The organism is Flavobacterium sp. P21, assembly GCF_050632225.1.
GTDB lineage: Bacteria > Bacteroidota > Bacteroidia > Flavobacteriales > Flavobacteriaceae > Flavobacterium.
On sequence record NZ_CP192585.1, the window covers coordinates 546,437 to 559,050 of the forward strand.

12 protein-coding genes and 3 pseudogenes are annotated in these 12,614 nt (G+C 32.1%); 8 read left to right on the top strand and 7 right to left on the bottom strand.

Annotated elements, in window-relative coordinates; genetic code table 11:
- Window positions 1-134: 134 nt before the first annotated feature.
- Entirely contained in the window at window positions 135-344 is a 210-nt protein-coding gene (locus tag ACQ9BO_RS02625; RefSeq protein ID WP_431243533.1) for a hypothetical protein, read from the top strand.
- Window positions 345-409: 65 nt separating this feature from the next.
- Window positions 410-1,273, top strand: coding sequence for an O-antigen ligase family protein (locus ACQ9BO_RS02630; protein WP_431243534.1), 864 nt, complete (start codon window positions 410-412; stop codon window positions 1,271-1,273).
- Here the strand turns inward: ACQ9BO_RS02630 and ACQ9BO_RS02635 are convergent.
- Window positions 1,242-2,318 (bottom strand): glycosyltransferase, encoded by a 1,077-nt coding sequence (locus ACQ9BO_RS02635; RefSeq protein WP_431243535.1) that lies wholly within the window; start codon window positions 2,316-2,318, stop codon window positions 1,242-1,244. The two genes, ACQ9BO_RS02630 and ACQ9BO_RS02635, sit on opposite strands and share 32 nt — an antisense overlap.
- 182 nt (window positions 2,319-2,500) lie before the next feature.
- On the opposite strand from ACQ9BO_RS02635, the gene ACQ9BO_RS02640 reads away from it, so the two are divergent.
- Both ACQ9BO_RS02640 and ACQ9BO_RS02645 read left to right on the top strand, forming a co-directional pair.
- Window positions 2,501-3,484 (top strand): UDP-glucuronic acid decarboxylase family protein, encoded by a 984-nt coding sequence (locus tag ACQ9BO_RS02640; protein ID WP_431243536.1) that lies wholly within the window; start codon window positions 2,501-2,503, stop codon window positions 3,482-3,484.
- Window positions 3,485-3,518: 34 nt separating this feature from the next.
- Window positions 3,519-4,285 (top strand): annotated as a pseudogene (locus ACQ9BO_RS02645) (glycosyltransferase family 2 protein).
- Between the two features lie 313 nt (window positions 4,286-4,598).
- Here the strand turns inward: ACQ9BO_RS02645 and ACQ9BO_RS02650 are convergent.
- Together ACQ9BO_RS02650 and ACQ9BO_RS02655 are read right to left on the bottom strand one after the other, a co-directional pair.
- Entirely contained in the window at window positions 4,599-5,129 is a 531-nt protein-coding gene (locus tag ACQ9BO_RS02650; protein WP_431243537.1) for an ORF6N domain-containing protein, read from the bottom strand.
- Between the two features lie 42 nt (window positions 5,130-5,171).
- Window positions 5,172-6,482: a phenylacetate--CoA ligase family protein gene (locus ACQ9BO_RS02655; protein WP_431243538.1), complete on the bottom strand. Its 1,311-nt coding sequence runs from the start codon at window positions 6,480-6,482 to the stop codon at window positions 5,172-5,174.
- A gap of 135 nt (window positions 6,483-6,617) precedes the next feature.
- Between ACQ9BO_RS02655 and purD the strand changes: the two genes are divergently transcribed.
- Window positions 6,618-7,892, top strand: a complete 1,275-nt coding sequence (gene purD, locus ACQ9BO_RS02660; protein WP_431243539.1) for a phosphoribosylamine--glycine ligase — start codon at window positions 6,618-6,620, stop codon at window positions 7,890-7,892.
- A gap of 43 nt (window positions 7,893-7,935) precedes the next feature.
- Here the strand turns inward: purD and ACQ9BO_RS02665 are convergent, their stop codons facing one another.
- Entirely contained in the window at window positions 7,936-8,166 is a 231-nt protein-coding gene (locus ACQ9BO_RS02665) for a DUF6341 family protein (protein WP_041519835.1), read from the bottom strand.
- 242 nt (window positions 8,167-8,408) lie between these two features.
- On the opposite strand from ACQ9BO_RS02665, the gene ACQ9BO_RS02670 reads away from it, so the two are divergent.
- Complete coding sequence (locus ACQ9BO_RS02670; RefSeq protein WP_431243540.1) at window positions 8,409-9,236, top strand: DUF6427 family protein; 828 nt, start codon at window positions 8,409-8,411, stop codon at window positions 9,234-9,236.
- Here the strand turns inward: ACQ9BO_RS02670 and upp are convergent.
- Window positions 9,231-9,886: pseudogene (gene upp, locus ACQ9BO_RS02675) on the bottom strand (uracil phosphoribosyltransferase). The gene ACQ9BO_RS02670 and the pseudogene upp overlap by 6 nt on opposite strands.
- A 111-nt stretch (window positions 9,887-9,997) precedes the next feature.
- Here upp and ACQ9BO_RS02680 point away from each other — a divergent pair.
- Entirely contained in the window at window positions 9,998-10,603 is a 606-nt protein-coding gene (locus tag ACQ9BO_RS02680) for a DUF4254 domain-containing protein (protein ID WP_431245054.1), read from the top strand.
- 40 nt (window positions 10,604-10,643) lie between these two features.
- Window positions 10,644-11,663: pseudogene (locus ACQ9BO_RS02685) on the top strand (glycosyltransferase family 9 protein).
- Window positions 11,664-11,763: 100 nt separating this feature from the next.
- Here the strand turns inward: ACQ9BO_RS02685 and ACQ9BO_RS02690 are convergent.
- Both ACQ9BO_RS02690 and ACQ9BO_RS02695 read right to left on the bottom strand, forming a co-directional pair.
- Complete coding sequence (locus tag ACQ9BO_RS02690; RefSeq protein WP_431243541.1) at window positions 11,764-12,051, bottom strand: hypothetical protein; 288 nt, start codon at window positions 12,049-12,051, stop codon at window positions 11,764-11,766.
- Window positions 12,052-12,288: 237 nt separating this feature from the next.
- Window positions 12,289-12,597 (bottom strand): hypothetical protein, encoded by a 309-nt coding sequence (locus tag ACQ9BO_RS02695; protein ID WP_431243542.1) that lies wholly within the window; start codon window positions 12,595-12,597, stop codon window positions 12,289-12,291.
- Between the last annotated feature and the right edge of the window lie 17 nt (window positions 12,598-12,614).

Consider the following 12,614-nt stretch of genomic DNA (forward strand, 5'->3'; position numbering starts at 1 on the left):
TATTTCACTTTTTCTTGTGTTTAATGGCGGTTGCAATGATTTTCAGGAAACCGTGCTCACTGTTGATTATTTTGTTTGCGGTATTTAATTTAGTGTTTTTCAAGAAATTGAAATATTCTAAAAAACAATTCATTTTGATCGCTTGCATTGCTTCACCAGTTTTATTAGAATTGTTGCTTTTTTGGAATAATGATTCATTTGTCCAAGGAATAAAGGCGATTGAAAAAAGAACATCATTGCTTGTATTTCCATTGTTTATTATTGGAAATTATCAGCGAGTAGATTTTTTTAAAATTGCTAAAACTTATGTAATTGCTACAACAGTTATTATGTTTTTTTCTTGATCCGATTTGTTGTTCTTTTTCCTGATTTAGTAGAAAAATACCTCCATCAAATTGATTTATGGGAAATGGGTTATCAGTTTGCCGATAGCATTGGCATTCATGCACCGGCGCTGAATATGCATTTGGCTTTTGTGTCGATTTGCGCGTTGTATTTTGTTTTTGAAAGTTTTAAAAATAAGGAGAAGATAGGATTTAAGATTACGTCTCTGATCGTCTTTTTATTTTCTTTTTTCTTTGTGCTTTTGGTTAATACCAGAATGGCGTTACTGAATGCTTTAGTCGGATTTTTGATTGTTTTCTTTTATGAAATTAGAACCAAAATTAATCCGAAGAAGATTCTTTTGACCAGCCTTGCAATTGTTGTTTTATTGGGAGGAATTCTGTTTTTATTCATCCAGAAGAATCCTTATATGAAAGAGAAATATTCGTCGGTAACTTTTGCTTATATGGATAAAGTTGGAAAATTAGACGAAATCGACCATCCCGAAATAAAGGTTTTTAATTCTCTGGTTACGAGAGTTTCCATTTGGAAATCGGCTTGGGAATTATCGGTGAAAAATCTTCCTTTTGGAGTTGGAGCCGCAGATGGAAAACCTGAATTATTCAAATATTATAAGCAAACGAATCAGCATTTTTTGGCTAAATATGAATTTCCAGTTCACAATCAATTTTTAGACTTTTTATTGAAGTTCGGAATTCTTGGGCCCCTGGTTGTTCTGCTTTACATTTTTACAATTGGCTATTTTGGCTATGATTTAAAAAATGCCATGATATTATCGTTTTTCTTGATTTTCTTCACATCAAATTTAGTCGATGATTTCCTGCTTAGTTTTGATGGAATTGCCTTCAGCGGCATTTGGTCTTCTATTTTTGCCAGTTATTGGCTTCAGCAGAAATTTATTCTTGATAAAGCGCCAAAAGCTGTTTAAAATTTTGATTTTTGTCGAATAATTCTCGGCATCTTGCCAAAGCATTTTCACCAAATTTTGCTCTAGTTTCGGCATCTTTCAAAATTTCGAAAAAGCCATCTAATTCGGCTATTTCAGTAAAAAGGAAACCTGTACTATTGTGAAGAACAGCATCTTTGTTCCCAATGATATTAGTAGCAATAACTGGTTTTTGTAATGCCATAGCTTCTAGAACAGCAATTGGCAAACCTTCCCAAAGCGAAACTTGCATGTAAATATCAATATTATTAAGTTCTTTTAAAACCGTTTTTCGATCTAAAATCCAGCCCGTAATTCTAATATTTGGAGCTGTAATTAAATGTCTCAATTCGCCATCACCAATCCAGACAAAATTAAAATCTGGAAATTTTAAAGCAATTTGATTGAACATTTCAGGATTTCTCGCGACAGTAATTCTGGCCATAATTCCAATGGTCAGTTTTTCGTTTTGATGAGGTGCATAATGTTCTTGAACATTTACAATATCAATTCCATTTCGGACTAATTTTGCAGGCCCTAATTTTTGGGCAATTTTTTGCTCGGTATCGCCACAGGCCACAATTGTTCCGCCAAAGAAACGCTGAAAGCTTTTTTCAATTGTCCAATAAAGTGTTCTTAAAGTGCCTGAAATATCAGTTCTCAAAAATGAATATCCGTGAGGCGTATAAAAAAGTTTCTTCTTTTTAAATAAGAAAAAATAAGCGACACGGCCCAAAACTCCAGCTTTTGAAGAATGCAGATGAATAATATCTGGATTGATTTTTTTAAGTTCTCTTGTTAATTGATAAGCTGATTTTAAATCCTGAAATGGAGAAAGCTCCCGAACCATATTAACCTGGATCAGCTTAATGCCACCTGAAAATTCAGATTTAATTTTTTGAGCATCAATTTCTTTTCGATTACCACTATAAATAATAGTGGTTTCGATATTTTGGTTTATTTCATCATTTCCAAAGAAAGTCGATAAATCTCTAAAATAGGTATAAACGCCACCACCGAGCGCCTCAATTACATGTACAACTTTCAAAATACGGGATTAATTTGTGAGTAAAAATAAATAAATGAGTTTAATAATTATCTGAAATTGTAAAACTTCTTTTATAGATGCTTAAAAGTGTCATTTGAAAGGAAAGATATTTTAGTACATTTGTGCGTCTATCTTGGATTTTATTGCCAAATGAAATCCAAAAATGTTCAATAAAATCAATTATGAAAAGAATACTTATTACTGGAGCCGCAGGATTTTTAGGGTCGCATTTGTGTGACCGATTCATTAAAGAAGGCTATTTTGTTATTGGAATGGATAACCTGATTACGGGCGATCTTAAAAACATTGAACATTTATTCAAACTAGAAAACTTCGAATTCTATCATCACGATATCACCAAGTTTGTTCACATTCCGGGTGATTTAGATTATATACTGCATTTTGCTTCGCCAGCAAGCCCGATTGATTATTTGAAAATTCCAATTCAGACATTAAAAGTTGGCTCTTTAGGAACGCATAATTTATTAGGTTTAGCGCGTGTTAGGAAAGCCAGAATTTTGATTGCTTCCACTTCTGAAGTTTATGGAGATCCGTTGGTTCATCCACAAACAGAAGAGTATTACGGAAACGTAAATACAATTGGACCTCGTGGCGTTTATGATGAAGCAAAACGTTTTCAGGAATCTATAACAATGGCTTATCATACTTTTCACGGCGTAGAAACCAGAATCGTGCGTATTTTTAATACTTATGGACCAAGAATGCGATTAAACGACGGACGTGTAATTCCGGCTTTTATTGGTCAAGCTTTGCGTGGAGAAGATTTAACGATTTTTGGGGACGGAATGCAAACGCGTTCTTTCTGTTATGTTGACGATCAGGTTGAAGGTATTTACAGATTATTGCATTCTGATTACGTTTATCCAGTAAATATTGGAAATCCAGATGAAATCACGATTAAAGATTTTGCTGAAGAAATCATAAAACTGACCGGAACAAACCAGAAAGTGGTTTATCATCCGCTTCCAATAAATGATCCTTTACAGCGTCAGCCAGACACAACAAAAGCAAAAGAATTGTTGGGTTGGGAAGCAAAAGTAAGTCGTGCCGAAGGAATGAAAATTACCTATGAATATTTCAAATCATTATCTCCTGAAGAACTGGCTAAAGAAGAACACAAAGATTTTTCTAGTTATATAAAATAAGAAATAATATATTTTTGAAAGCATAATAAATCTAATGAACGATTTAGTATCTATTTTAATTCCGACATATAATACTGAAAAGTTCATTAGAGAAACTTTTCAATCGGTTCAAAATCAAAGTTATTCCAATTGGGAAATGATTTTGGTTGATGATGCATCAACAGATCAAACGGTTGCTATCATTGAAGAATTTGCTCAAAAGGATGATCGAATTAAATTATTCAGATTAGAAAAAATTCAGGAAACGGTTTTGCCCGAAATGTAGCTTTAGAAAAAGCTTCCGGAAAATATATCGCTTATTTGGATTCTGATGATTTATGGCGTTCAGATAAATTAGAAAAACAGGTTCAGTTTTTAAAAGAGAAAAATGCTCCGTTTACTTTTAGTTTTTACGATTCTATTGATGAAGAAGGGAATAATTTAAACAGAAGAGTTGAAAATCCGCAACCGTTAACTTATAAGCAGTTGTTTTTCTGTAATTATGTCGGGAATCTTACGGCAATTTATGATGTAGAATATTTTGGAAAAATCAAATTAGAATCTTCAAAAAAAAGACAAGATTGGCGAATTTGGCTAACCATATTAAAACAAATAAAAACGGCTGAAGCTATTCCAGAACCGTTGGCGTTTTATAGAATTAGAAAAGATTCTATTTCATCTTCAAAATTTAAATTGATCAAACACAACTTTGGTGTTTATAGAGAATTTCATGGAGATAATCTGGTTTTTTCTATTTTATTGATGATGAGGTTTTTGTTTACTCAGTTGGTAATTAAACCAAAATATATTAAGAAAGTTTAATATTCTTCAAGGTCACAATCTGTGACCTTGAAGAATTTCGATTATAATTGGAGATCACAATTTGTGATCTCCAATTTTTTTAAAAATCTTGGAGTAAAGTTTAAGTTCAAACTTGAAGTCGCAAATTGCGACTTCAAGTTTCAAGGTCATACATTGTGACCTTGAAGAATTTAATTTATAATTGGAGGTCGTAAATTGCGACCTCCAAATTTTTTATGCCATGTAATAAAATTTAAATCCAAACTTGATGTCACAATTTGTGACATCAAGTTTGAAATATTTTCTAAGGTCACAATTTGTGACCTTAAAGTAATTATTTTTTATATCCAATCTTCACTCTTTCAGACTCATTTTCTTTTTTATCAGTCAATTCATCTAAATACGAAAATACCAATTCAATATTTTTGTCATGATTTTCTAACTTCTTCTGAATCTGAAGAATGTCTACTTTAATTTCGGTTGTATCCAAAAGCATTTGTCTCACTTTTGTGAAAATTCTCATAATTTGAATATTGGTTTGAATGGCTTTGTCACTTTTTAAGACACTCGATAACATTAAAACACCATGCTCTGTAAAAGCAAAAGGTAAATATTTTTGATGTTCTCCTCTTCCTTTCTTTAAGGTCGCAATTTGCGACCTTAAAGAATTATATTCATTTTCAGTAAGTTGAAACATGAAATCCATCGGAAAACGTGATAAATTTCTTTTTACCTGCTCGTTTAATCTTTTAGTTTCAACTTCATAAAGAGAAGCTAAATCATAGTCAAGCATCACTTTTTGACCACGGATAAAATATATTTTATTAGAAATTGTTTCTTCAGATAGCAAAGATTGATCTTCCATAAGTTTTTAATTAGAAAAACAAATGTAAGATTTTATTTATATTTATAAATATGATTTAAACTGTTTTAGTTTCCCGCGATTGGTTCTTTCTAAAACTGTTTTTCGAGTAAAAGTGAAGTTTAAATTAGGTTCTAAATACAAATCGATGGCTTCTTTTATTTTTTGAATTTGTGCTGAAACCAGTTCTTTTTCAGCTATATATTCAATTTCAAAACTATCAATTTTGGTTTGTTTGATGATAAATTCTTTGACATTTCCATCATCTTCAATGATGCTTTTGGTTACATAATAGAATGTCAAACCTGGCGATTTTTTTCCGCTTGGAAGAATTGCGACATCATTTGTTCTTCCAATTAATTTTTTTAGAATTGGTTTTTGAGGCGTGCTTTTTTCGTCTAAAATCCCAATGTCGCCAATTTCATATCTGATAAACGGATTTGCTTTGTTGAATAAAGAAGTAATCACAATTTTTCCTTTTTCCCCGTAAGGGAGAACTTTATTATTTTCATCTAAAATCTCTACAAAAAGCGTTTCAGCATTTACCTGCCATTCGCCTTGCGGATTTTCAAAAGCAATTAAATCCAATTCAGAAGCACCATATTCATTGATAATCGGAATTCCGAATTGTTTTTGTAGTAACTTTTTATCAGATTCAAAAAGCATCTCTGAAGTTACAAAACATCCTTTCAGCGTTGGACAAATTTCTTTTAAAATGATATTTTTCTGTTCCAAATATTTGGCAAACAAAACAATCGAACTTGTATAACCGTTGATATAATCAAACTTTTTGGTTTTGAACTTCTGCAGAAACTTTCCAAGAATTTCATCAGACAAATCAAAAACAGGAAAACGAAAACGATGCGTCAGGAAATCCTTAAAACGTTCTTTTTTGTATCCAATAAAATCCATCGGAATTCCATAAAAACGTGCTTGATACGAATTATTAAAATCAATTCCGAACCAACCAAATCGCATAATATTGGAAGCCCAAGTCAAGGCATGTGAATATTTGTCTTTAGCAAAAACAAAAGGAGTTCCGCTTGATCCAGAGGTTTTGTTGAGATAAACAGATTTTTTAGAATAACCTTTTGAAAGTCTTTCTTCAAGAGGTTTTTGTAAATTCTTTTTGTTTAAAATCGGAAGATTTCCCCAATTTTCAGCAGTTACATTTCCAGCCAATTCAGCATAAAAAGGATTGTTTTTAAGATGAAAACCGACAATTTCTTTCTTTTTGATTTCAAGAAATGAAGCATATTCTTCCTCAGAAAAATGAACAATTTGATCCAATTCAGCTTTGGCTTTCTTTATCGGAAAACCATTTAATTGAAGGGAAATATCAAAAAGGCGAATCATTTTTTAGCATAATTTTCGTCAAAAATAAGGTTTACGAATTACTAACAATGTAGAACCAACAATTTTTTGAAGATTTAATTATTTTTTACGTGCAAAAGCAAGTATTTTTGCACCACAACTAAATACAACAACACCATGACAATTTTATTATTGGGATCAGGCGGAAGAGAGCATGCATTTGCATGGAAAATGACACAGAGTCCGCTTTGCGAAAAACTTTTTGTAGTGCCTGGAAATGCAGGAACTGCGGCAATTGCTGAAAACGTGGCAATTTCTGCAACAGATTTTGAAGCAGTAAAAGCATTAGTACTTAAAGAAAATATAAGTTTAGTAGTTGTAGGACCTGAAGATCCATTGGTAAAGGGTATTTACGATTATTTTAAAAACGACGAAAGTTTAAAACATATTCCGGTTATTGGACCATCTAAATTGGGTGCTCAATTAGAAGGAAGTAAAGAATTCGCGAAGGAATTCTTGATGAAACATAATATTCCAACTGCGACTTATGACAGTTTTACTGCCGAAACAGTGGAGAAAGGATGTGAGTTTTTAGAAACGTTACAACCACCATACGTTTTAAAAGCAGACGGATTGGCGACAGGAAAAGGTGTTTTGATTATTCAAGATCTTGAAGAAGCAAAAACGGAATTGAGAAACATGTTGGTTCACGCAAAATTTGGAACAGCGAGTTCAAAAGTTGTTATCGAAGAATTTTTGGACGGAATTGAATTAAGCTGTTTCGTTTTAACTGACGGAAAAAGTTATAAAATTCTTCCAACGGCAAAAGATTATAAAAGAATTGGAGAAGGAGATACAGGTTTAAACACAGGCGGAATGGGTGCAGTTTCTCCAGTTCCTTATGTAGATGCTGTTTTGATGGAAAAAATTGAAACGCGTATCGTAAAACCAACAATCGAAGGTTTTCAGAAAGATGGAATCGAATATAAAGGTTTTGTGTTTATTGGATTAATCAATGTAAAAGGTGAACCTATCGTTATTGAATATAACGTAAGAATGGGAGATCCTGAAACTGAAGTTGTAGTTCCGAGATTAAAATCAGATTTAGTTGAATTGTTTTTATCTGTTGCAGATCAAAAATTAGGAGATTTCAATTTAGAAGTGGATCCAAGAAGCGCAACAACTGTAATGGTAGTTTCTGGCGGCTATCCGGAAGATTTCGAAAAAGGAAAAGTAATTTCTGGATTAGAAAATGTTACAGATTCGATAGTTTTTCACGCAGGAACAAAATTAGATGGCGAAAATGTCGTTACTAATGGAGGACGTGTAATTGCTGTAACCTCTTATGGAGACAATTTCCAGGAGGCCATAAAAAAATCTTACCAAAACATAGATAAACTAAGCTTTGATAAGATGTATTTTAGAAAAGATATCGGTTTCGATTTAATCTAAAAAATAAATTCGCCAGCCCTTTTTAATTAAAGGGTTTGGTTTTTTATTTTAAAAATGAATGAGCCGTTGTATCTTGGTTTTCTGTTCCGGCGTCATCAAAAATGCGTAATTGTTTAATCCAATAAACGATTGCACATGCGCAGATGATCATGAAAATCCAGTTAATAGTGTTTGCACCAAACCACGTAATCAATTCTAAATGACGTAAAAAGTCAAGTGGAGCAAACAAAATGTTAACGAATAAGTATTGAATTCCTTCAAAAAAAGCTGTCATAATTTTAAAAATTATATGTTATTTATTGTTGTGTAATGCTTTGAAGACAAAATTCGATTAATCGAATCTTTTTTCAACTTGTTCGTTTTTTCATTTTAAACAAGTATTATCTTTACAATCACAAAAGTATAAAATATCCTTATGATAACAAGTGTTTTTAAAAAATCTACGCCATTAAATTATTCTTTGGTCGTAATTTTAATACTGGTTTTCTTTTTTCTGTTCCAAATTCAAGAGCCATCTTGGATAACTGCGCCTTTTTTAGCATTTCAAAAGTAAGTTTGTTGTGCTTTATTTTGGCTTCTTTTTTCTTGGTAAATTTTATCGTAAAAAAGAACGGACTCAGTAAAGACAACGGATATTCGATATTTTTCTACTTATTGTTCATCTTATTTTTTCCCACCATATTTAACGATTCGAATGTAATTTATGCCAATTTCTTTTTGTTGCTGGCACTTCGAAGATTAATTTCGTTGCAATCCTTAAAAGCTTCAAAAGAAAAAATATTTGATGCTTCTTTTTGGATTTTAATAGCTTCTTTATTTCAATTTTGGTGTATTCTTTTTCTGATTTTGGTTTTTATATCAATTATTTTTCACGTTTCGCGTGATTATCGCAACTGGGTATTGCCATTTGTGGCGCTTTTAGCAGTTGCATTGATCTTCTTATTGGTATCGCTTTTATTCCATTTTGATGCCATTGCATTTTTTGAAAAAAGAGCAGTAATCGATTTGAATATCGATTATTTCAAAAACAATTACGAAAACGGAGCGCTTTCAATTTATGTTGCTGTTGCGCTTTTCTTTTTAGTTTCGATGTTGTCAACATTATCGAACAGACCACAAATTGTGCATGCTTCTTATAAAAAAATCGTTGCTTGTTTTTTCATAGCGGCTTTTGTTTTTATTCTTTCACCAAATAAAAGCAATGATTTGCTGTTGTTTAGTATTACGCCGTTGACGATTATGGCATCTAGTCATGTAGAATATATGCGACAAAAATTAAACAATGAAATTGTGTTTTACGTACTTATTTGCCGCAGTTTATTTACTTTTTTCTCTCAATTATAATTTGCTTCCGTAAGCAAGATCACCGGCATCGCCAAGTCCAGGAACAATATAGTTTTTCTCATTAAGTTTTTCATCGAGAGAAGCAACCCATAAATGGCAATTGTCAGGCAGATTTTTTTCTAAATGGGCAATTCCTTCGGGAGCGGCAATAACTACCACGATATGAAATTCTGTTGGAGCAAAGCATTTTCCATTAGTTTTTTATGAACCGCTACAATCGATTGACCCGTTGCTAACATGGGATCAAGCAATAAAACTGTTTTATTGTTGAGGTTTGAGATCGCTTGATATTCAACTAAAATTTCAAATTCATCGTCATTATTTGGATGAAATCTGCAGGCCGAAACGAAGCTGTTTTCGGCATGATCAAAGTAATTCAAAAAGCCATTATGAAGCGGTAATCCAGCTCTTAAAATGGGGCATAAAACCAAATCGGTTTCGATTTCGGTTGTTTTTTTAATTCCGAGTGGTGTTTGAATTTCGACATTTTTGTACGGCAAGGTTTTGCTTAATTCATAAGCCATAATTTCGCCAATCCGTTCAATATTTCTTCGAAAACGCATGCTGTCGTTCTGAACATTTACATTTCGGATTTGGCCTAAAAAATGATTCAAAACGCTATTGTTTTCAGATATATAATGAATTTTCATATCTAAATTTTAAAATTATTTGATTGTTTTTAACGCAAAATGAAAAAATAATGGTTTTTTTCACACTATAAAAGTATAAAAAGTATCTTTGTGTCTCTAATAATTAAAGACATGTTTTCAAAATTAGCATATTCGGTATTCGAACAAAGCATTAAAGATTATCATCAATTTGATAATGTTGATCAACCAATAAACAATCCTTACCCAAAGGATAAGTTTGAGCATTTGTTATATTTAAAGAACTGGATTGACACTGTTCAATGGCATTATGAAGATATTATCCGTGATCCACAAATTGACCCTGTGGCGGCGTTGACTTTGAAAAGAAAAATTGATGCTTCAAATCAGGAAAGAACTGATATGGTGGAATATATTGATAGCTATTTTTTGCAGAAATACAGTCATATTAAAGCAAAAGACGGAGCAAAAATCAATTCTGAAAGTCCAGCTTGGGCATTTGACAGATTGTCTATTTTGGCTTTGAAAATTTACCACATGCACGAAGAAGCTACTCGTGCAGAAGCTTCACAAGAGCACAGAGATAAATGTCAAGAAAAACTAAATGTGCTATTAGAGCAAAGAACAGATTTATCGACAGCAATTGAAGAATTATTGACAGATATCGAAAATGGCGACAAATTCATGAAAGTGTACAAACAAATGAAAATGTACAATGATGATGAATTGAATCCAGTTTTATATCAAAATAAAAAATAATTTGGCCGACTTGTCTACCAAAATTAAACACATAGCCGTCATGAGACTATCCGCAATGGGAGATGTCGCCATGACGGTTCCTGTTTTACGAGCTTTTGTAAAACAACATCCAGAGATAAAATTGACCGTTATTTCGCGTCCTTTTTTCAAACCTTTTTTTGACGGAATTCCGAATCTGGAATTTTTTGCTTTTGATGAAAAAGAAAGGCATAAAGGATTTTTTGGACTTTTACGATTATTTAAAGATGTAAAAAAGCTCAAGATTGATGCTTTTGCAGATCTTCATAATGTTTTGCGATCTAAAATAGTGAGTTTGCTTTTCGCTTTAAGCGGAAAAAAAGAGCAACAGTCGATAAAGGCCGAGAAGGAAAAAAGAATTGACAAGAGCCGAAAACAAGATTTTCAAACAATTGCCAACGATGTTCGAAAGACACGCAAAAGTGTTTGAAGAGCTTGGTTTTCCTGTTGATTTATCATCCCGAAGAATCGGGACTGAATTTCCAAAAAAGCAGTTTTAAGTGCTGAAATCACGGATTTAATCGGAGAGAATTATCAAAAATTAATCGGTATCGCTCCTTTTGCCCAATACGATTCTAAAGTTTATCCTTTAGATTTGATGCAAGAAGTAATTGTAAAATTGGCCGAAAATAAAGATCAGACGATTTTGCTTTTTGGAGGCGGAAAAAAAGAAATAGAAATTTTAGATTCACTTTCAGAGCCTTTTAAAAATGTAATAAACGTAGCCGGAAAAATTAAATTCCAGCAGGAATTAAAATTGATTAGTAATCTAGACGTTATGCTTTCTATGGATTCCGGAAATGCACATATTGCCGCAATGCTTGGTGTGAAAGTCGTTACGCTTTGGGGCGCCACACATCCATATGCCGGGTTTTTGCCTTTTAATCAGAGTTTAGAAAACGCTTTAACTTCAGATAGAAATCAATATCCAAAATTGCCTACTTCTGTTTACGGAAATAAAGTTGTTGAAGGTTATGAAAATGCTATGAGGACAATTTTACCAGAACAGGTTGTTGACAAAATTATAGAACAGCTTTCGTAAATAATAAAAAAAACTTCTCAATCTGAGAAGTTTTTTTTATCGTTAAGCAACGTTGTCATGCGTAAATCATATTTTTTGTTGGAATCAAGTATAGAATATCCTATCGTTTTTTTCTTTTTTTATTAACGATTATCGTAACAAAATTATTTTTGTCTTCGGTAGATAATAGAATATGTTCGAACTTATTTGTTGAATCTCTGTAAATTTTATAAATCAAGTCGTGATCTTTAATTTTTGTAGATAAAATTTTGGCCGATTTCAGTTGACTTACATAAGGCCAAATATTAAAAATATTCGAATCAGTGTCTTTTACTTCGATCATTTTTTCGGTCATGGTCGAATTGTATTTTTCTTTTTCAAGCAATTTCGGACCCTTTTTATTTCTCATTTTCATAATAACTGCCAGAACGCATAGCGAAGCAGTTACAACCAGCATAATAAATAGATATAGATGAAAGTGTTGTACGTGAGCTGTCATGATATTTAAAGTTTTAAATGTTTTGACAAATTAGATTTAGCTCTACAAATTCTCAGACTTTGAGATTGCGATTACTGTAATTTCACCTCTAATATAATAAAAAATCAGCAATATTTTGCTAAAAAACTGTATTTTTTATAATTTAACTTATAACCAAATCTTCTCTTCTTTGCATCTGTTATAAATGTAATTTTTAAGATTGGAAATAGTTGCTTGATAATCTGGTGCTTCATATCCATATCGTTCATGCTCCATTTGTTCTTTCTCAATGGCATTGCAACCTTTTATTACTTCTTTAAGCATATCGAGCATTGCAAGTTTTTTATTGTCGGTTTTCTGAAATTTGAATTCTACAATCTCGTCTTGCAATTCTTCGCAATAATCAACAAGTTTATTGACTTCCGGTTCCTCCAGAAGATATTTTTTATTTCTAAAAATTTCTCGTACAGATTTCATAAACAATTAATTTTCAA